The 20,768-nt window shown below is 33.9% G+C and carries 20 protein-coding genes and 1 pseudogene; 15 read left to right on the top strand and 6 right to left on the bottom strand.

From position 1 onward, the window contains the following. Nucleotides 1–153 precede the first annotated feature (153 nt). A complete protein-coding gene (locus tag B0A67_RS04200; protein WP_072955789.1) occupies nucleotides 154–1,140 on the top strand; it encodes an aldo/keto reductase in 987 nt (328 codons plus the stop codon). Between the two features lie 122 nt (nucleotides 1,141–1,262). Here the strand turns inward: B0A67_RS04200 and B0A67_RS04195 are convergent, their stop codons facing one another. Then, the gene (locus B0A67_RS04195; RefSeq protein ID WP_242670920.1) at nucleotides 1,263–2,276 is read right to left on the bottom strand and encodes a sensor histidine kinase; all 1,014 of its coding nucleotides are present in this window, start codon (nucleotides 2,274–2,276) and stop codon (nucleotides 1,263–1,265) included. A 194-nt stretch (nucleotides 2,277–2,470) separates the two neighbouring features. Here B0A67_RS04195 and rlmD point away from each other — a divergent pair, with 194 nt between their 5' ends. Genes rlmD through B0A67_RS04180 form a run of 3 tightly spaced genes read left to right on the top strand, consistent with a single transcriptional unit; the run spans nucleotide 2,471 to nucleotide 5,235 of the window. Next, complete coding sequence (gene rlmD, locus B0A67_RS04190) at nucleotides 2,471–3,883, top strand: 23S rRNA (uracil(1939)-C(5))-methyltransferase RlmD (protein ID WP_072955796.1); 1,413 nt, start codon at nucleotides 2,471–2,473, stop codon at nucleotides 3,881–3,883. A 10-nt stretch (nucleotides 3,884–3,893) separates the two neighbouring features. Then, nucleotides 3,894–4,451, top strand: coding sequence for a DUF6452 family protein (locus B0A67_RS04185; RefSeq protein ID WP_072955800.1), 558 nt, complete (start codon nucleotides 3,894–3,896; stop codon nucleotides 4,449–4,451). Then, a complete protein-coding gene (locus tag B0A67_RS04180; RefSeq protein WP_072955803.1) occupies nucleotides 4,423–5,235 on the top strand; it encodes a DUF6048 family protein in 813 nt (270 codons plus the stop codon). The genes B0A67_RS04185 and B0A67_RS04180 overlap by 29 nt, the downstream gene beginning before the upstream one ends. 70 nt (nucleotides 5,236–5,305) lie before the next feature. On the opposite strand, the gene B0A67_RS04175 is transcribed toward B0A67_RS04180, so the two are convergent. The 3 genes from B0A67_RS04175 to B0A67_RS04165 all read right to left on the bottom strand — a co-directional run bounded on the left by B0A67_RS04175 (nucleotide 5,306) and on the right by B0A67_RS04165 (nucleotide 7,509). Continuing rightward, the gene (locus B0A67_RS04175) at nucleotides 5,306–5,998 is read right to left on the bottom strand and encodes an aspartate/glutamate racemase family protein (protein WP_072955806.1); all 693 of its coding nucleotides are present in this window, start codon (nucleotides 5,996–5,998) and stop codon (nucleotides 5,306–5,308) included. Between the two features lie 14 nt (nucleotides 5,999–6,012). Continuing rightward, entirely contained in the window at nucleotides 6,013–6,249 is a 237-nt protein-coding gene (locus B0A67_RS04170) for a hypothetical protein (protein ID WP_072955808.1), read from the bottom strand. Between the two features lie 96 nt (nucleotides 6,250–6,345). Next, nucleotides 6,346–7,509: a THUMP domain-containing class I SAM-dependent RNA methyltransferase gene (locus tag B0A67_RS04165; protein ID WP_072955811.1), complete on the bottom strand. Its 1,164-nt coding sequence runs from the start codon at nucleotides 7,507–7,509 to the stop codon at nucleotides 6,346–6,348. Between the two features lie 154 nt (nucleotides 7,510–7,663). Between B0A67_RS04165 and B0A67_RS04160 the strand changes: the two genes are divergently transcribed. Together B0A67_RS04160 and B0A67_RS04155 are read left to right on the top strand one after the other, a co-directional pair. After that, a complete protein-coding gene (locus tag B0A67_RS04160; protein ID WP_072955814.1) occupies nucleotides 7,664–8,428 on the top strand; it encodes a class I SAM-dependent methyltransferase in 765 nt (254 codons plus the stop codon). Between the two features lie 91 nt (nucleotides 8,429–8,519). Beyond that, the gene (locus B0A67_RS04155) at nucleotides 8,520–9,188 is read left to right on the top strand and encodes a ZIP family metal transporter (protein ID WP_072955816.1); all 669 of its coding nucleotides are present in this window, start codon (nucleotides 8,520–8,522) and stop codon (nucleotides 9,186–9,188) included. Between the two features lie 193 nt (nucleotides 9,189–9,381). On the opposite strand, the gene B0A67_RS04150 is transcribed toward B0A67_RS04155, so the two are convergent. Next, the gene (locus tag B0A67_RS04150) at nucleotides 9,382–11,766 is read right to left on the bottom strand and encodes an outer membrane beta-barrel family protein (protein ID WP_072955818.1); all 2,385 of its coding nucleotides are present in this window, start codon (nucleotides 11,764–11,766) and stop codon (nucleotides 9,382–9,384) included. A gap of 153 nt (nucleotides 11,767–11,919) precedes the next feature. Further along, entirely contained in the window at nucleotides 11,920–13,065 is a 1,146-nt protein-coding gene (locus tag B0A67_RS04145) for a helix-turn-helix domain-containing protein (RefSeq protein WP_072955820.1), read from the bottom strand. 181 nt (nucleotides 13,066–13,246) lie between these two features. Between B0A67_RS04145 and murQ the strand changes: the two genes are divergently transcribed. The 9 genes and pseudogenes from murQ to B0A67_RS04100 form a co-directional block, all read left to right on the top strand. Then, nucleotides 13,247–14,059: an N-acetylmuramic acid 6-phosphate etherase gene (gene murQ, locus B0A67_RS04140; RefSeq protein WP_072955824.1), complete on the top strand. Its 813-nt coding sequence runs from the start codon at nucleotides 13,247–13,249 to the stop codon at nucleotides 14,057–14,059. A gap of 180 nt (nucleotides 14,060–14,239) precedes the next feature. Continuing rightward, a complete protein-coding gene (locus B0A67_RS04135; protein ID WP_072955827.1) occupies nucleotides 14,240–14,461 on the top strand; it encodes a DUF6095 family protein in 222 nt (73 codons plus the stop codon). 95 nt (nucleotides 14,462–14,556) lie between these two features. Further along, nucleotides 14,557–15,129, top strand: a complete 573-nt coding sequence (locus tag B0A67_RS04130) for a pentapeptide repeat-containing protein (RefSeq protein ID WP_072955831.1) — start codon at nucleotides 14,557–14,559, stop codon at nucleotides 15,127–15,129. 152 nt (nucleotides 15,130–15,281) lie between these two features. Next, the gene (locus B0A67_RS04125; protein ID WP_072955835.1) at nucleotides 15,282–15,857 is read left to right on the top strand and encodes a DUF1572 family protein; all 576 of its coding nucleotides are present in this window, start codon (nucleotides 15,282–15,284) and stop codon (nucleotides 15,855–15,857) included. A gap of 161 nt (nucleotides 15,858–16,018) precedes the next feature. Continuing rightward, nucleotides 16,019–16,390, top strand: a complete 372-nt coding sequence (locus B0A67_RS04120) for a DNA topoisomerase IV (protein ID WP_072955838.1) — start codon at nucleotides 16,019–16,021, stop codon at nucleotides 16,388–16,390. Nucleotides 16,391–16,414: 24 nt separating this feature from the next. Then, complete coding sequence (locus tag B0A67_RS04115; protein WP_072955842.1) at nucleotides 16,415–17,188, top strand: TerC family protein; 774 nt, start codon at nucleotides 16,415–16,417, stop codon at nucleotides 17,186–17,188. 198 nt (nucleotides 17,189–17,386) lie between these two features. Further along, on the top strand, nucleotides 17,387–19,306 hold the full coding sequence (locus tag B0A67_RS04110; protein WP_072955846.1) for a DUF294 nucleotidyltransferase-like domain-containing protein: 1,920 nt from the start codon (nucleotides 17,387–17,389) through the stop codon (nucleotides 19,304–19,306). Between the two features lie 2 nt (nucleotides 19,307–19,308). After that, nucleotides 19,309–19,935: a 3'-5' exonuclease gene (locus B0A67_RS04105; RefSeq protein ID WP_072955849.1), complete on the top strand. Its 627-nt coding sequence runs from the start codon at nucleotides 19,309–19,311 to the stop codon at nucleotides 19,933–19,935. A 76-nt stretch (nucleotides 19,936–20,011) separates the two neighbouring features. Then, nucleotides 20,012–20,722, top strand: a pseudogene (locus tag B0A67_RS04100) (AAA family ATPase); the annotation flags it as partial. Between the last annotated feature and the right edge of the window lie 46 nt (nucleotides 20,723–20,768).

Below are 20,768 nucleotides of genomic sequence, written 5' to 3'. Positions count from 1 at the left end.
AAAGGTTCATAGGGACAAAGTTTTTATAAACTGATTACATTTTTATAGTTCCCCAAAAGACGCACTGCTGCGCATCTCTACAAAAAACCTTTGTGCCTTTGTCTCTTTTAAACTCTCGAACTTGAAGAAAAGAACCTTTGAACCTTAAAAGAAATGAACTACAGAAAACTAGGAAAAACCAATTTTAAGATCTCTGAAATCTCCCTTGGAACCTGGCAAGTTGGAGGAAAATGGGGATCTGGATTTAATGATAAAACAGCCGATGAACTTATCAATACGGCTATCGATAACGGTGTAAATTTTATTGACACCGCTGATGTTTATGAAAACGGACTGAGCGAAACTGCCGTTGGACGTGTCGTGCGCTCAAGATCAGAACGTATTTATGTAGCTACAAAATGCGGCCGTCACATTAATCCTCATGTGAGTAACGGATACCAGCCAAAAGTTCTTCAGAAATTTGTTGAAGACAGCTTGAAAAGAACGGGATTAGAAACTCTGGATTTGATTCAGCTGCACTGTCCTCCTACTGAAGTTTTTTACCGACCTGAAATTTTCGAACTTTTTGACCGATTAAAAGATCAGGGAAAAATTTTAAATCTGGGCGTAAGTGTCGAAAAAGTCGAAGAAGCGCTAAAAGCAATTGAATATTCGAATGTAACTACGGTTCAGATTATTTTCAACTTGTTTCGCCAGCGTCCTTCTGAATTATTTTTCTCTGAAGCGAGAAAAAAAGACATCGGAATTATTGCGAGAGTTCCTTTAGCAAGCGGACTTTTAACTGGTAAATTTGATGCAAAAACTACTTTTGAAGCCCAAGATCACCGTAATTTCAATCGTAACGGAGATGCTTTCGATAAAGGTGAAACTTTTTCAGGTATTGATTACGAATTGGGATTAAAAGCGGTTGAAAAACTAAAAGCATTATTTCCTGAAACAACGAACCTCGCTCCTATTGCATTACAATGGATTTTGAGTTTTAAAGATATTAGTTGCATCATTCCGGGAGCTTCAACTGCAAATCATGTGATATCTAATTTATCAGTTTATGATTTCCCTGAATTAACTTCGGAGAAAATTGAGGCAATGAATAAAATTTACGAAGAATATATAAAACCTTCTGTTCATCAGCTATGGTGATTTAAAAGATACTAAGATGCTAAGGCGCTGAGGTTCTAAGTTTTTTTTTGAATCTCAGTGCCTTATTTCAGTCAGAGAAAACAGAAAGGCGCTCAATTCTAATTTATAACCTTTATTTTTTTTTACAACTCAAACTCGATTCTGAATTCAGCGCCCTTGTTTTTACCTTCACTGGTCGCACTAAGACTTCCTTTGTTTTTTTCGATGATTTTTTTACACAAATACAATCCAATTCCGGTTGAGGATTCATTTGCCGTACCCAATCGGCTCATTTTAGTAAATTTCTTAAACAGTTCATCAATCTGACTTTTATCAAAACCAATTCCTGTATCCGTAACCGTTATAACCAACTTTGAATTGTCATTATAGATCCTAACTTTGATTTCGCTGTCAAAATAAGAGAACTTAATAGCATTACTAATTAAGTTGACTATTACCTGAATCAACAAACCTTCATCAATTCTAAGCTGAGCTTCAGTAAGTGCTACATCAACGCTCAATTTTATATTTTTATCAATCAATCGCTGTTCTACCTGCTCATTAATAAAAGGCAAAATACCAGGAAACAAAATCGTTCTTAGTTCCAGATTTCCTTTTACAACACGATCCTGCTCCTGAAGTAATTTTATAAAATTTTCGATGTATCTGAATTGCAAATTAGTCGATTCCCTAATTAATTCTGCCAATTGGCGTACAGACTCAGAGGGATTTTCAGTTATAATCAAATTAGCGAGACCCTGAGGATTACCAGCGAAATTTTTTAAATCGTGCGAAAGCATGTAAATCAAATCCTGCTTTTCATTTATAAAACTTTCAGCTTCATAAATAGATTCCTGAATATTAGCCATTAACAAACCGGCTTCATCACTAAATTCCGTTGGCAAAACAGATAATTTTCTGTTATTTCTATAATCATCCAGTGCTTTTGAAGCAATAGAAATTGGTTTAATCAACTGATTCAGCACTATAAGTGTTATTGTAGTGGCCAGCAAAGTCATCACCAAAGAGAAAATCAATATTGAAGTAGGCGAAACACTATGATTGTAATAAAGCACAAAAAATAAAATTCCGATCAAAGGGATATGGATGCCTACGAAGGCAACAAATAAAAACTTGAACGCATAACTTTTTTTCAAAAAGCTAATTTGTGAAAGATTATGATACAACTTCATAAAAAACAACAATAATCTAAGTTAAAAATGGTGAATTTGGGCTAATTGTTAAAAACAAAGTTAACTTTTAAAGTCAATTAAAATAATAAATTAAACAATTTGATAAAATATTTTGAAATTTAAATTTGAAAAAGTTTACAAACACTTATTTTTGCGCTATGGGAAGAAAAAATACAGACAAAGTTGTCTTTCATCAAATTCAGGTTCTTGATGCCGGGGCAAAAGGAGTATCAGTAGCAAAGGCTCCTGACGGAAAAGTAATCTTTATACCGAACGTGGTTCCGGGTGATGTAGTTGACGTACAAACTTTCAAAAAAAGGAAAGCCTATTATGAAGGTAAAGCCGTAAAATTTCACGAACTATCAGAACATCGCATTGAACCAATCTGCGATCATTTTGGTGTTTGTGGCGGATGTAAATGGCAAAACATGAAATACAGCCAACAGCTGTATTACAAACAAAACGAAGTAAAAAATCATTTGCAGCGTATAGGAAAAGTTGAACTTCCTGAATTTGAAACTATTTTAGGTTCAGAAAAACAGTTTTTCTACAGAAATAAAATGGAGTTTTCGTTTTCTAACAGTCGTTGGTTAACAGAAAAAGAAATTGAAAGCACAGAAGATTTAGGAAACAGAAATGCTTTAGGTTTTCATATCCCGAAAATGTGGGATAAAATTCTTGACATTCAAAAATGTTACCTGCAGGAAGATCCGTCTAATGCTATTAGAAACGAAATCAGGGATTTTGCAAACGAGCATAATTTAGCTTTCTTTAATCCGAGAGAACAATCCGGTTTATTGAGAACTTTTATGATTCGTACAGCTTCGACTGGCGAAATCATGGTTTTGATTCAGTTTTACGAAAATGACAAGAAAAACCGTGAACTTCTTTTAGATCATCTTTATGAGAAGTTCCCGCAAATTACTTCATTACAATATGTCGTTAATTCAAAACAAAACGATACTATTTACGACCAGAATATCAAACTATATAAAGGAAGAGATTATATCCTGGAAGAAATGGAAGGTTTAAAATTCAGCATTAACGCTAAGTCATTTTACCAAACCAATTCAGATCAGGCTTATGAGCTTTACAAAATAACGCGTGATTTTGCCGGACTTACCGGTGACGAAACCGTTTATGACTTATATACCGGAACCGGAACTATTGCACAGTTTGTTTCTAAAAAAGCAAAAAAAGTAATAGGAGTCGAAAGTGTTCCTGAAGCGATTATAGATGCTAAAGCTAATGCTGAACGCAATAATATAACGAATTGTGAGTTTTTTGTAGGTGATATGAAAGTCGTTTTTAACGAAAGCTTTATCGCGCAACACGGAAAACCGGATGTTATCATTACAGATCCGCCAAGAGACGGTATGCATGCAGCAGTTATTGATCAAATTCTGAAAATTGCCCCTAAAAAAGTGGTTTATGTAAGTTGTAATTCTGCGACACAAGCACGTGATTTAGCTTTAATGGACGAAAAATACAAAGTAACACGTGTGAGACCTGTTGACATGTTCCCACAAACGCATCATGTCGAAAATGTTGTACTTTTAGAACTTCGCTAACAAAATTTAAATGAAAAAAATAATCTCTCTTTTATTAGTCTTTACTTTTGGTTTATCCAGTTGTGAGAAAGATGATATTTGTGATGCAAATACACCCACTACTCCCCGATTAGTGATTTCGTTTTATGAAATTAAAACTCCAACGTTAGCTAAAAATGTCACCAACTTAAAAGTAATTGGTAAAGATCAGCCAAATGGAATTATTTTTAATAAAAGTGGCGACAGCATTACAAAGTATCAAACCAGTGCTAATACCATTTCTATTCCTTTAAAAACAAATGAAGATTCAGTTACATATAGTTTTATTCTGGATTCAGGAAATCCTAATCCCGCTGCAATAAATACAGATGTAATAAAATTTAATTATACACGTCAAAATGTATATGTCTCCAGAGCCTGTGGTTTTAAAACGATCTTTCAATTAAACCCGCTATCCCTTGCAGATCCAGTATCAACCCCTTTCGAGCAAACAGATCCAGCCAATGATGGTCTTTGGATGCAGAGAGTTATCGTATTACAATCTAACGTCGAATCTGAAAATGAAACACATATTAAAGTATTATTTTAGTCTTTGCTTATTGTTTTCAATGTTTTTGGGTCAGGCCCAGGAAACGTCAACTAAAACAATAACAAAAGAAACCACACAGCAAAAACCAAAACCTGAAACTGCAAAACCTGCAATTCAGGAAATAAAAAAAGACAGTATCAAAACAGACCGTTATGGTCTTCGCGTAGGAGTTGATTTGTACAAACTGACTCGTGGTTTTTATGATAAAGATTATAAAGGTGTTGAGTTTACAGGTGATTTTCGTCTGACAAAAAAGTACTATCTGGCGGCAGAACTTGGCTTTGAAGATAAAACTACAGATGACACCAGACTAAATTCGACAGCTACCGGAACTTATATTAAAGGAGGTTTTGACTATAATTTATATGAAAACTGGCTCGACATGGAAAACTTAATCACAATAGGGATGCGTGGCGGTTTTAGTACTTTTAGCCAACAACTAAACAGTTATAAAATCTATAATGCAAATCCGTATTGGGGAGAACAGCCACCAATTGTCGATGGTCAAAAATACACCGGTCTTACAGCCGGATGGATAGAAGTTGCCATGGGGATAAAAGCAAAAGTTTTTAATAATGTATTTGTTGGATTTGGCGTTCAGTTAAAAATGCTGGTAGCCAATTCTAAACCATCAGGTTTTGATAATTTGTATATCCCGGGTTTCAACAGAACGTATGACGGTAGTTTTGGAGTAGGTTTCAATTACACCGTTTCTTATTTTATACCGCTTTACAAGAAAAAAGTAATTATTCCTGAACTCACAAAAGAAGCACCTAAAAAATAGTTTCTTTATAAAATAAAAAAGCCATGAATTTAAATTAATAAATTCATGGCTTTTAAGTTATATGCTGATTTTAAGATAACTGAAAATCAACTGCTGCTTTTGAATGCAGTAAGGCAGTATCAAAAATTGGCACAGAAAGATCTTCTGGTTGTATTACTAAAGGAATTTCGGTACAACCTAAAATAATTCCTTCTGCTCCTTGTTGTATTAATTGATTGGAAATCTCCAGATAACGTTTTTTCGTTGCATCAGTAACAAGCCCTCTCCCCAGTTCCTCAAAAATTGTAGTGTGAATAAAATCTTTATCATCTTCACTTATCGGAATTATAACTTCAATTCCTTTTGCTATAAGTTTATCCTTAAAGAAATCGAGCTCCATTGTAAACTTAGTTCCTAACAACCCCACTTTTTTCAATCCTTGTTTTTCAATTTCTGCAGCGGTAACCGCAGCAATATGAATAACAGGCAAATCGATCGCTTCCTGAAGCCTGTCAGCAATAAGATGCATGGTATTGGCACACAAAACAATTGCTTTTGCTCCGCCTTGTTTAAGAAACTCACAACCTTTTAGAAGCATGCTGAAAGTAGAATCCCAGTCATTCGCCTCATTATTCTTTTTTATATCAGCATAATTAAAAGAGTAAATCAGACATTCTGAGAAGTTAAGCCCACCCAGTTTCTCATTTACACCTTCATTTATAAGTTTATAATAATCAGCCGTAGAAACCCAGCTAATTCCGCCTATAAGTCCAATTATCTTCATAAAAATAAAATTAGTTATCCTATTTCTCTAATCCCCTTCATAAAAATCCATTTCATAAACAGCTTTTCACCATCCTTAGTTTTTACGGCCTGAAATTTAGGCGAAATCAAAGTTGCCACAATAAAAGCAGTCATTGGAATCCAAAGTCCTGTTAATCCTGTATACATAGCCACCAAATATCTTCCTGCAATAAATAAAATTGCAAAACATCCTAATTGGAATAAAAAAGCTCTTATTTGTAATTTTGTCATTTTTTCTTTTTTAAGGTTCAAAGTTACAAAGATGCAAAGCAACAAAGTTTTTTCTTTTGTTCCTTTGGACCTCTGTTCCTCTGTAACTATTTAAAACTATTCAGAAACCTGAAATTTCGTTCTCTTACTTCCTTCGTACATTTCGTATTTTACCAAACGTGCTTCAAGACTTGCGTTGAACAATTTGATTTTACGGGAAGGTTTTAATCCAACAAATTTCAATGCTTCAAGATTTGCTGTAATAAACCAGGCGTTTGTTCCCGGATAGCTTTTCTTTAAAGTATCACCAATATTTTTATAGAATTCTTCCATATGAATATCCAGACGCTCATCATAAGGCGGATTAAAAACCATATGCAGCTTTCCTTCTACCGCTTTTTCAGTATCAAAAAAGTTTTCTTCCTGAACGGTAACATAATCTTCTAAATTGGCATTTTTGATATTATCTTTAGCTTTGTTTACAGCACTTGGCGCTTTGTCAAAACCTTTAATCGTATAATGAAATTCCTTTGTTTTTTTCATCAGACTGTTTATAATCTGTTCGAACAAATCATTATCCCAGTCTTTCCATTTTTCGAAAGCAAACTCTTTACGGTTGATATTTGCCGGAATATTACAAGCAATCATAGCTGCTTCTGCAAGGAAAGTTCCTGAACCGCACATTGGGTCCAAAAAGTGACTTTGTCCTTCCCAGCCTGATAACAACAATATTCCTGCTGCCAAAACTTCGTTGATTGGCGCAATATTGGTTGCTGTTCTGTACCCACGCTGATGCAGAGAGTTTCCGGATGTGTCTAACGCAACCGAAACCTGGTCTTTATCGATATGAACATTGATTCTTAAATCAGGAAAAGCTTTATCAATACTTGGGCGTTGTCCCGTTCTTTCTCTAAACTGATCTACAATGGCATCTTTACATTTTTGAGAAACAAATTCAGAGTGGTTAAAATAAGTCGAATGCACAGTGGCATCAATAACAAAAGTCTGATTGGCATTTAACAATTTAGACCAGTTTACACCAGAAATTCCTTTGTATAGTGCCTGCTCATTATTGGCTCTGAACGAGTAAATAGGTTTCAATACTTTAAGTGCAGTACGCAACGATAAATTAGCTTTATACATAAAACCTTTATCGCCTTTAAAGCTCACCATTCGCACTCCTTTTTCGACGTCCTGAGCACCAAGATCTTTTAATTCTTTTTCTAATATTTCTTCAAAACCAAAAAAACATTTGGCAATCATTCTAAAATTTTCTTCCATCTTTATTTTTGTATTAAAAAAAACTCCGATCGCAAACGTACAACAATGCATATACACACATCAAACTGATTATTCAGGTATCGTTGCGAAATAGTTATTTTTCGGCAAAAATACACTAAATTTGCGGGACTTTGAATTAATTGAAATAGAATAAATGTCTGAAGCACCAAACTCATCAACACCAAATCAGGAGCGTAATACCGAAAACTGGTTTACATCATGGTTTGACACTCCATATTACCACATACTTTATAAAGATAGAAATTACCGCGAGGCACAAATTTTTATGGATAATCTGACACATTATCTGAACCTGCCTGAAAAAGCAAAAGTTCTGGATTTAGCATGCGGAAAAGGACGCCATTCTATTTACCTGAATCAATTAGGATTTAATGTCTTAGGTGCTGATTTGTCTGAAAACAGCATTGCAGAAGCCAGTAAAAACAGTAACGAAACCCTTCATTTCAAAGTGCACGATATGCGTGAACCTTTTGAAGAGAAGTTCGATGCCATTTTTAATCTGTTTACAAGTTTTGGTTATTTCGAAAACGACGATGATAACCTAACAACCCTAAAAGCCATCAAAGAAAGTTTATCTGAATATGGTTTTGCCGTTATCGATTTTATGAATGTGGCAAATGTTATCGAAACCTTAGTTCCCGAAGAAGTAAAAACAGTTGATGATATCGATTTTAAAATTAAAAGATATGTTCAGGACGGACATATTTTCAAAGAAATAGATTTTGAAGATCAGGGACATCAATATCATTTTACAGAAAAAGTAAAAGCTTTAACGCTAAAAGATTTCGAAGATTTAATGGCCGAAGCAGGAATTTATCTGTTGGATATTTTTGGAGATTATAAACTCAAAAAATTTCATAAAACTGAAAGCGAACGATTAATCATGATTTTTAAATAAATTGGTGAATCGTTTAATTGTTCGACCGTTGAACCGGTAAACAAAAAAACAATTAACCGATGAAACAAATCAACGATTAAACAATAAAAAGATGAATTATCTATTACCCTTATTTTCTGTACTTTTAGGTTATATAGTGGCTTTGTTTTTAAAACCAAAAAACAAAACCAATCTAAAACTATTGCTTGCTTTTAGCGGTTCATTTTTGCTGTCATTAACCGTAATGCATTTGTTGCCGGACGTTTATGAAACACACAATCATAATATAGGTATTTTTATTATGGTCGGAATTTTATTTCAGATCATATTAGAATTTTTCTCAAAAGGAGCTGAGCACGGGCACGTTCACGGGCATGCCCAAATGAGTCAGATTCCGTGGCTGCTTTTTATAAGTTTGTGTATTCACGCTTTTCTAGAAGGATTTCCGGTAAGCCACCATCATGATTTAGCACTCGGAATAGCCATTCATCACTTGCCAATTGCCGTAATTTTGACTACTTTTTTCATCAACGCCAACCTGAACAAAAAAGCTATTTTTGCTTTTATGCTTACTTTTGCTGTTATGACACCGCTTGGCACAGTTGCGTCTGAATACTTACCTTTTCTAAACGATTATTATACTGAAATCACCGCGATTGTAATCGGGATTTTATTTCATATTTCATCAACCATTATTTTCGAAAGCAGCGAAGGACATAAATTCAATGTCGCCAAAGTTTCTATGATTATATTGGGTATTATATTGGCCTTTTTGTTATAATCAGGGCGTGACCATATTTACAAAAGGCGCTGTTTAGCAAACCGTTTATATGCGCCTTTCGCAAATCCGGTCGGGCTATACGCACTACTTCGGTAGTGAGCTCCTATCCCTCACGCAAAAATAAGAACTAATCTTTTTCAAAAAAACACCCACCAGATTTCAAAAACCCGTTAGATATTCCTATTCCTTCTAATTATCTCGCTCTGTTTTTCTCATCTTCATTTCCAAAATCACGTTGACTAACATTAATCTTTTTATTTCCAAAATTATAAACAACAGACAAACGGGCAAATCGGTTACTTTCATTTTGGTTATAAACTTGTTTTACACCATTTACAATCGAGACATCATTTTTGAGATAAGATGTATTAAAAATATCATTTACCAAAACAGCAATCTGCAATGTTTTGTTAAGCAAATCCTGTTTAAAACCAATATTTAAACTTGAAGTATATCCTGTTTCATATAAACCGCTTTTGTAAGGCGAAGTATAGTTAAAATCTACCTGCAGTTTAGTTGCCTTGCCCAACGAAAAAGTATTATTTGTCGAAAAATTGATTTCAAGACTATTTGCCGGTATTGCATTGATATCTTTTGTAAATTTTATATCAGATCCTAAAAAATACAATGAGTTCTCACTCTGCCACCAATCGGCAAAATTAGCTGAATACGTTTCACCAACTCCATAATTGATCCCTTTAAAATAATTCTCTCTCGATACAATTTGCGTCATTCTTTCCGGATTCGCAGTAAAAATCACACCATAGCCATCTGTAATTGCATTGACAAAAACACTGCTTCTCCATATTTTCTTATACGAATGCGAAAATTCAAAATTATCACTAAAAGAAGGCTTCAAAAACGGATTTCCTTCTGAATAACTATTACTACTGATATAAACACGAAACGGATTCAATAAAGAAAAACTCGGCCTTTGGATTCTTCTTCCGTAGTTCAAACTAAAATTATTATTTTCATTTCTATTATAAGATGCATAAAAAGTTGGAAATAATTTAAGGTAGTTGTTTATCGTTTCCTGATTCAGATTTTCCGAAAAACCATTTGTTTGTGTATTCTCTAATCGCAATCCAGCCTGCAAATTCCATTTTTCATTGATTTTTTTATCTGCACTAATATAAAACGCCTGATTATTTTCGGTATATCTAAATTGATTCGTCTGATTCATCTCTAAAACCGGAATTCCGGTAATGGTATTAAAAAAAATAACATCGCTTTTACTTTTTGTAAAACTCACTTTTGCTCCATACGATAAGTTGAGTGCTTGAAGCGGATGTTCCATATCAGCCTTGAAACTCAAATTATCAATACCCTGATTTGAAATATTTCTTCCGGATTGGTTGACCTCGACAAAGGTTCCGTCTGACAAATAATTGTTTGCAGTAAAATTTCTGTCGAATTTTGAATTATAATCAAAATAATCAACGTCGAATGATAATTTTCGATTGAGAGAATCAATTTTGGTAATCAAATGCAAATTATAAGTCTGATTACCCGATTTCCTGTCTAAAAAACTCTCATTGATAATATAACTCTCTAATTGATTCTTAGAATTATATTTATTGATTCTGATATCCGAGTCAAAATCAGGATTGCTTTTATCTTTCAGGAGCTGAAAACCAATGGTTGTTCTTTCAGAAAGATCATAATCCAGAGCTACTTTTCCGGAAAAGTTTTCCTCATTCAGTTTTGTTATAACATCCATTTTCGAAAGCCCTTCTATAAAATACATATCCAGACCTTCCTTAATATTTTTAGCACCTGCTTTTCCATTAATACTGGCCGAAAACCTAAACTTATTTTTATTATAAAAGAAATTATTCCTTACAGCATAAATTCCGTATTTATTTTGATCATAAGATGCCGTACTTGTATTTTTCCAGGAATTACGAGCCCCTTTTTTCATTATAATATTAATCAGTCCGCCTGTTCCTTCGGCTTCAAACTTTGAAGAAGGATTACTTATAATTTCGATGTTTTTAATATCACTTGCCGAAATAGATTTCAGGAACTCATTTAATTCTTCAGCCGTTAGCTCAATCATTCTTCCATCAATCATCACACGAGAAGTTCCTTTTCCTAATATAGTTATAGCATTGTTTTGCACTACAACTCCCGGCGCTGTATTGATAGCGCTCAAAGCATCTCCGCCAACGTTAGTAACATTATTTTCAAGATTATATACCACACGATCTATTTTTTGTTCGATCGTATTTTTTCTGGACTGAATGACAACTTCTCCCAAATTCGTTACATTTTCCTTTACGACAATCAACCCCAAATCAATGTTTTTTTCTATTGTGATTACTTTATCAAATTCAGCATATCCCTGAAGGCTAATTTTTACTTTATAAAATCCTTTATTCAAAATCAGTTCAAAACTGCCATCTTCTTTTGTTGTTGCTCCGTTTATAATTTTACCCTCCTGATTTAAGATTACAACATCCGTCCATGCTAATGGTATTTTTTCATCGGCAACTTTTCCGTTTAATTTAAAGGATGCTTGTGCTAAACAAAAAAGAGGTAATAATAAAAAGATAAAGAGGTTCAGTTTTTTCATAATTTCTAGTTTTTACTTGTTCGATTAATTTGAAGCAAAGTTGCCTTAGAAATTTTCTGTACGCGACCGACAAAAAAAAGTCGAACCAATTTTCTCAACAGAAATTAGTTCGACTTTATTAAACCTAACGTACGACTTTTTACAAACCGTTAATTATGAATCATTTCTATAAGCTGTAGGCGTTAGATTAGTATATTTTTTAAAAGAAGTATTAAACGAAGATTTTGAATTAAAACCTACTTCATATAAAATTTCCAAAACCGTAAGCTGACTTTTTGATTGATCTTTCAAAATATTCATGGCTTTCTGAATGCGATATTCGTTTACAAAATCAAAAAAATGCTGGTCGATATGATGATTAATCAAGACTGATAAATCCCGAACCGGAATATTAATCTGGTTAGAAAGTTCCTGAATTGTAAGCGACGGATCAAGAAAAGGTTCTTTTTCTGCCATATAATCTTTCAATGCCGAGATTTGTAATGTAATTGCCTCGCTTTTATTATTTTTGACTTCAGCAATACTGGTTTCCTTAGGTAAAATATCTCTTGCCAATTGCAATTTAGAATCGATACCTCTAAAAAGGTCAGGATGGTTTAATGCTTTTAGTACAAACCAACAAATTATGACTAGTAGTAAAAATTGCAATACTACATTGGCCCAGATCCATAATAACTCAAAATCAGCATATCTTAAACCATTCTTTGCTATAGATAAATAATACAAAGTAAAGAGCACAGTAGATATCTGAATTAACCATTTATAAATTGAAGTCCTGGGATTGGTATAATTTTCCTGATATATCGCTCTGTACTTTCTTAAAACAGAAAAAACTGCAATACTATAAAACACGACTTGAATTGCTCCAATAGACAACAAAGAGTAGAATTCAGGCATTTGATTATGATGATCATAAAACTTCATTTTTTCTACATCATCTACAAAGTACAGTCTAAAAGCAAAAATTAGATTTTCAGCTATAAATGGAGCTAAGTGAAGTAGATATTTGGGGCTTAATCGAAAATCAGTGAAACAAACGGATACTATATATAGGTAAAAAACAGGTAATATTAAGGAACTGGTAGTCCATCTGAAAAATTCTAAATTGAGGTGTTCTTTAATAAAATTCTCATTAATAAAAAGCCCACTATTATCAATGGCAAAAAGCAATAAATAGGCAGCAAATAATCTGTTTGATATTTTATTATTTGTTTCTACAGTCAACAAAAAGAAAGCTAGCAAAAGAGCAACAAAAGCTGACATCCAAGACATTCCTATTAAAAAGCTTACTATATCCATTAATTTTTTTAGATTATTCAACAAATATAATATTTTAGTTCTTTTAATAAGATTCTTAGAAACAATCGTTGTATAAGAATTCAAAGAAAAAAAATATTCTAATCTTTACTACTTTACGTTCTAAATTTCGGGATTGCAATAAAAAAGATTAATTTTGAGCCGGCTTAATTAACACAAAAAAATGGCATTTACCAAAACAACAGAACAATCTTCAAAATACGAACATTTAGAGATAATGTCTCTGCATGAATTGCTGACCAACATCAATCAGGAGGACAAAACTGTTCCAAATGCAGTCGAAAAAGCAATCCCACAAATTGAAGCACTTGTGGCAAAAGTGGTCGCTAAACTAAAACTTGGCGGGAGATTGTTTTATATAGGAGCCGGAACATCCGGTCGTTTAGGTGTTGTTGATGCCTCTGAATGCCCTCCCACTTTTGGCGTTCCTTTTGATTTAGTAAATGGTATTATTGCCGGGGGTGACAGCGCTATTCGCCGTGCCGTAGAAAATGCCGAAGATAATGCCACACAAGCCTGGATCGATTTACAAAACAATAATATAGGTGCAAATGATGTCGTTATTGGTATTGCTGCTTCCGGAACAACTCCTTATGTCATTGGCGGTTTAGAAACCTGCAATCAAAATAATATCCTTACCGGCTGTATTACCAATAATGCAGGAAGTCCGCTGGCGCTAACAGCTCAATTTCCTGTTGAAGTAGTTGTAGGTCCTGAATTTATTACCGGAAGTTCCAGAATGAAAGCCGGAACAGCTCAAAAATTAGTTTTGAATATGATTTCTACAGCAGCAATGATTCAAATAGGAAAAGTAAAGGGCAACAAAATGGTTGATATGCAACTAAGCAATATTAAATTGGTAGATCGCGGCGTAAAAATGATCATGGATGAAATTCCTGTTTCGTATGAAAAAGGTTCAGAATTATTAAAAAAATACGGCAGCGTACGAAATGCTATCGACAATTATAAAGAGTAATGGGTTTCTTGTAAAATATAAGACGCCTTTTACAACATACAGTTTGCCATTTCGAGGAACGAGAAATCAATCAACAAAGATTGAAATATACATTATGTAGTTTCTTGTGCGATTTCTCCTCAGGTCGAAATAACAGGATGCGATAACTGAAACTTTACAAAACCTTCAAACAAAAAAACTATGGCAACAAATAAAGAATTACTGGGAAAAGGAATTAAATATATGTCAGGTTCATTACCTCTGTTGTTTATTGGTCCTTCACTGATTTATAATGCTTTTATGAATCAACATACCAATTGGCATTACCTGGTTTTAGGAATTGGAATTGTGGCTTGTCTGAGCGCTATGTTTTTGATTTTTTACGGATTGAAAATTATCATGAAGGGTTTGTTTAATGACTAAATAGTCCCTACTAAGCAAACCCAACGGGTTTTAAAAACCTGTCGCGTTTAATTCCCTCTTTTTAAAAAATTATTATTTTTTTATCCAATACAAATATGGAAAGTCTAATTCACATACAGAAAACCTTCGAGAAAGTCACTTATATTGATAAAAAAATAAACAATAGGGAGTTTGAAGATTGTATTTTTAAAAATTGTGATTTCTCAAATAGCAATTTTGCCTACAATACTTTTTTAGACTGCGAATTTATAGACTGCAATTTATCGATGACGAGTTTATCGGGAACAAGTCTTAAGAATGTAAGTTTCAAAAACTGCAAACTTCTTGGAATCGCTTTCAATGAATGTGATGATTTTTTGTTTCAGGTTTATTTTGAGGAAAGCACGTTAGATTATGCCATCTTTTCAAATAAAAAAATGCCTAAAACCAAATTCATCAATTGCTCTGTTAGAGAAGTTACTTTTATAGGAACTAATTTAACGAGTTCGGTTTTTGACAATTGCAATCTGGAAGGAGCTATTTTTAATGATACACAATTGGCTGCTGTTAATTTTAAAACTGCCTACAATTATAAAATCGATCCGGAATTTAACCCAATGAAAAAAGCACAATTTTCTAATGAAGGAATTGTGGGACTTTTAGACAAATATGATATTAAGATTGTTTAAAACCAACTATTAATATTTAAAAAAATACTGCCCCGAATTTCACGAATATTCACTAATTTTTAACTCTAAAAATGTGATTTTTTATTCGTCTACATTCGTGTTCCAAGCGATAACCAACTGGCGAAGCAAATTCGTGACAAAAACACACAAATATGAATGCAACTCAATCTTATTTAGAAAGCGTTAAAAAGCAATTTTTGTATTATAAAATGCTGGGCGAAAAAGCCATAAATCAATTAGAGCCTCATCAGCTTTTTGTTGCTGTAAATGAAGACACTAATAGTATTGCAACGATTATCAAGCACATTTCCGGTAATATGCTTTCGAGGTGGACAGATTTTCTAACTTCTGATGGCGAAAAAGAATGGCGCAACCGTGATGCTGAATTCGAAAATGACCTGCAATCAAAAGAAGAAGTTTTACAGGTCTGGAATAATGGCTGGAATTGCTTTCTAAATACCTTAAACGATTTAAAACCGGAACAGCTGTCGGATATTATCTATATCCGTAATGAAGGTCATACGGTTATTGAAGCCATAAATCGTCAACTAGCTCATTATCCGTATCATGTGGGACAGATTGTTTTTTATGCCAAGCAGCTAAAAAATAACGAGTGGGATAGTTTATCGATCCCGAGAAATAAATCCGGAAATTATAATGCCGAAAAGTTTGCCAAAGAAAAAGAAATCAAGAACTTTACCGATGATGAACTAAAGAGATTGAAATGATTTGTTCGTTTGTCCGTCTGAGCGAAGTCGAAGACCTGATAAAAACTAAATATCTCTTCTTAAGTTAACATGAAAACAATTTTCCCGGCCCTGATTGTAATGGAAATCCTTTTGTGCCCGTCCCGATAGCTATCCGGATACTAAAAAACAAATTATTTAAAATGAAAAAAATATTCTTCTTCCTTCCGCTACTTGCATTAGTATCTTGTTATGATGCCGAACACAATTGTAAAGATTTTAAAAACGGAAAATTCAAATTTGAGTTTGAGGTAAATGGCGTAAAAAAAACAACGGTTTTTGAACGTAAAGATGGTATTGAAATCGAAACTTTTGAAGGGAAAACAGACACCTCTACAGTGCGTTGGGTAAGTGATTGTGAATATATCCTGCAAAAGAAACACCCCAAAAACATGGCTGAAGAAAAAGCGATTAGCATGAAGATCTTAACCACTTCTAAAGATTCTTATACGTTTGAATTTGGAATGGTGGGTTCTGATCAAAAGCAACGCGGAACGGTTATAAAAGTGGAGTAATTAATCTAACGAAATAATTTTAGTATGGAAGTATTTTTGAATCCCGATGCATGGATTGCTTTATTGACACTGACTTTTCTTGAAATTGTTTTAGGAATTGACAATATCATTTTTATTTCGATCGTAACAGGTAAATTACCTGAAGAAGATCGTAAAAAAGCAACCCGAATTGGTTTATTTCTGGCTATGTTTATGCGTATCGCCCTCTTGATGGGGATTTCGTATCTTATTGCGATGAAAGCAACAATTTTCAGTATTCACTGGGGTTGGTTTGAAGGCGATTTTACCGGTCAGGCACTCATTTTATTTCTTGGAGGTTTATTCCTGATTTATAAAAGCACAAAGGAAATTAGCGAAAAAGTAGATCATAAAGGCGATGAAGAAAAGACAATTGGTGCAGCAGCAAAAAAGTCATTTTCGAATGTTATTGTGCAGATTTTGCTAATCGATTTAATATTTTCTGTCGATTCTATTCTGACGGCAGTAGGTATGACAAACGGTGTTCACGGTGCCTTAACCATAATGATTACAGCCGTTATCATCTCTGTTTTGGTCATGATGCTGTTTGCGGTTCCGGTGGGGAATTTTGTCAATAAAAACCCTTCCATTCAAATATTAGGACTTTCGTTTTTGATCCTGATTGGTTTTATGCTGATTACTGAAAGTATGCATTTATCGAATGCTGCGCTTTTGGGAGAACACATTGGCGCTGTCCCAAAAGGGTATTTGTATTTTGCCATTACGTTTTCATTGGCCGTAGAGTTTATCAATATGCGGGTTCGGAAGAAACACTCATAAATCATAATTTAAAAAGTTCCATTCATGGAACTTTTTTTTATATCAGCATTTCTTAGGAAACAGTAACTGACTTATGACGTTGTATAAACCACTAAGAATAAACAAAACTTCGTGGCTTTGTGGCAAAACTAAAAAAGTTTAAGTGTGTTTCTTTTACATTTCTATTTTAAGTATTACATTAGAACCTAAATCTCACGCATGAAAAATACTATTTCGCAAAGAGTTGCCGACTTTTTAAAGAACTTCCCTCCTTTTAGCTTTTTGCATCAAAAGGATTTAGAAAAACTATCAGAACAAATTTCTATTGTTTACAAAGATAAAGATTCAGTAATTTTTGCGGAAAATGAGACAACTCACGACTCCTTTTATGTCGTTCATAAAGGTGCTGTTGCCCTTAAAAAAGGTCAGAAAAACACTGTTTTAGACATGTGTGACGAAGGCGATATTTTTGGATTACGTCCGCTTTTGGCCCAGGAAAATTATATTATGGAAGCCGTTGCCTATGAAGAAACCATTCTTTACGCCATTCCCATTGCTGTTTTTAAACCTTATGCATTAGAAAACAGAACTGTTGGTAATTTCCTGATCGAAAGTTATGCGTCTAACACCCGAAATCCTTACTCGGACATTCATAAAGATAAATTATATGGCGATGATTTACTGCATGGTAATCATCATAATGAAAGGGATTCTTTTGACTTACAACCCATAAAATATTCCAAGAAAATTGTCACTTGCAGCCCCTCTACCACAGCCCGGGATATTGCTAAAATCATGACAAAGAAAAAAGTAGGTGCAATATTGATTGTAGACGAAATGCTGCCTATAGGTATTATTACCGATAAAGATTTACGCAATAAAATTGTTACCGGAGATTATTCGATCCTGACAACCGCCGAAACCATAATGACAAAACCCGTTATTACGTATCCTAAAAAAATGACAGTTACTGAGGCACAAATGGCAATGATGAAAAGTAACATCAGTTATTTATGCCTGACAAAAGACGGAACAACCAATACCAAAGCTGTTGGGATTTTATCTAAACATGACGTAATGGTGGCTTTAGGAAACAATCCTGCTGTATTAATAAAAGCACTTAAAAGAGCTAAAAAAGCCAAAGAAATTAAACCTATTCGCGCCCGAATCATGCAATTGCTTCAGGGATATCTCGATCAGAATATCCCAATGACGTTGATTTCTAAAATCATTACAGAGCTCAATGAAGCTTGCATCACCAGAGTTATCGAAATGTCATTAGAAAAAATGAGCAATCCGCCGCCTGTGAAATTTGCATGGCTCGCGCTGGGAAGTCAGGGACGAAGCGAACAAATGCTGCATACAGATCAGGATAACGCGATTGTGTATGAAAATGTCTCTGATGTTTTTAAAGAAGAAACAAAAGTATATTTCCTGAAATTTGCCACACTTGTCAATAAAGGCCTTTTTGAAATTGGTTATGACTATTGCCCTGCCGAAATGATGGCCTCAAACCCTAAATGGTGTATGAGTCTGGATGAATGGAAAAATCAGGTGCATCACTGGATCACGAATCCGGGGAAAAATGAGGTTTTATTGTCGTTTATATTTTTTGATTACAGTTTAACCTATGGTGATGCCGAAATTACGAATGAGCTTTCTGATTTTATTTTTGAAAATGTAAAAGCAAATCCTATTTTCTATGTTCATTTAGTGAGTGGTGCATTGCAAAGTCCTTCTCCAACAGGCTTTTTTAGGCAATTTTTGGTAGAACAGGACGGAGCAAATAAAGATCATTTTGATATTAAAAGAAGAGCCCTAATGCCTTTAACGGATGCTGCACGTGTTTTGATTTTATCCCATTCAGTGAAATCAATTAGTAATACTGCAGAACGATTCGAAAAACTGGCAGAACTGGAACCCAACAATAGAGAATTGTATCTTTCGTGTTCCTATTCGTTTAAAGCTTTGCTGAAATTCCGAACCAAACAAGGACTTTTACATAATGATTCCGGCCAATTTATTGCATTGGAATCATTATCTAAGATGGAGAAAATAAAACTGAAACGAACTTTTAAAACCATCAAAGAGCTTCAGGAATTAATTTCGGTACGTTTTAATGTCTCAAATCTGGTATAAGTATGAGTTTATTTAATTTTTGGAAAAAAGAAGACGATCTCTTTGATGAGAATATCACAATCGAAGAAACCCGTTTTGTTGTTTTAGATACCGAAACTACCGGTTTAGATTACGAAAATGACCGCATATTATGTATTGGCGCATTGGTGTTGCAAAATGGAGTAATCTCTGTTCAGAACAGTTTTGAAGTCTATATCGAGCAGGATCATTACGATAAATCGACAGCTCAGATTCATGGTATTTTAAAAGCTTTCGTTATACAACGCCCAACTGAGCGAGAAGCTTTAGAACAATTTTTAGCTTTTCTGGGTGATTCGATTATTATTGCACATCATACTATTTTTGATGTTACAATGATTAATAAAGCACTAGAAAGAAATGGCCTTCCTGAATTGACGAACAAGCGATTAGACACTGCTATTTTATACAAAAAAACACTGATTAAGTCTCATTTGTTTGAGCGAAAAGATCATTACACTTTAGACGATCTCGCCGATAAATTTGATATTTCTAAAAAAGACAGACATACGGCATTGGGCGATGCGTACATAACCGCAATTGCTTTTTTAAAAATTGTAAAAAAACTGAAAGAGAAAAAACATATTAATTTGAATTCTTTGTTTAAGTAAAAAGCCTGATTTTAGATCAGGGTTATTTGTGAAATTAATCTTCTATAAAAAGTCGGTACGGGAATACATTTGATGATCTGTTTTTAAGCTGTTTCATAAAGCTATCGCACAAATACTCCCACTCAATGGAGCTCCTCCAGGATATGTGGGTTATGAAGAAGGTGGATTGTTAGTGAATAAAATCAGGCAAAAACCTTATTCTATTGTTTTATTTGATGAAATCGAAAAAGCACATACTTCTGTATATGATGTTTTTCTTCAAATTATGGATGAAGGAAAGCTACACGATCGATTAGGAAAAGAAGGCGATTTCTCGAATGCAATCATACTTTTTACCTCAAATATCGGTGCAGATCATATTGTGGAGACTTTTAATAGTGGTAAAATTCCAACGTCAACTTCTTTAATGGAAATTATGGGTAATTATTTCAGACCTGAATTTTTAGGTCGTTTAACTGAAATTGTACCTTTTGCTCCTATCAGTAAAGAAAATGCGCTAAAAATATTCGAAATCCATCTCAAAAAAGAGTTCATGGATTTGTTAAAGAATATCAATATTAAAGTTGAAATTCCTATGGAAGCGAAACTTTATCTTGCTGAAAATGGTTATAATGCCAAATACGGAGCAAGACCTATAAAAAGTATTATAAGAAGCCATTTAAGAAGACCTTTGGCAAAAAAAATAATCTCAGGAGAAGTTAAGGATGGTGACACAATGACTGTGATTATTGAAAACGATGAGGTAAAATGGATAAAGGAAGAAATCGTAAATATTCTCGAAAATTAATTGACCGAATGTATTATAAAAAAAACGCTAAGAATCAATTTCTTAG

This window comes from Flavobacterium aquidurense (assembly GCF_002217195.1).
GTDB lineage: Bacteria > Bacteroidota > Bacteroidia > Flavobacteriales > Flavobacteriaceae > Flavobacterium > Flavobacterium frigidimaris.
The sequence above is the reverse complement of the archived record's forward strand: the minus strand, read 5'-3'. Positions and strand labels throughout refer to the sequence as shown.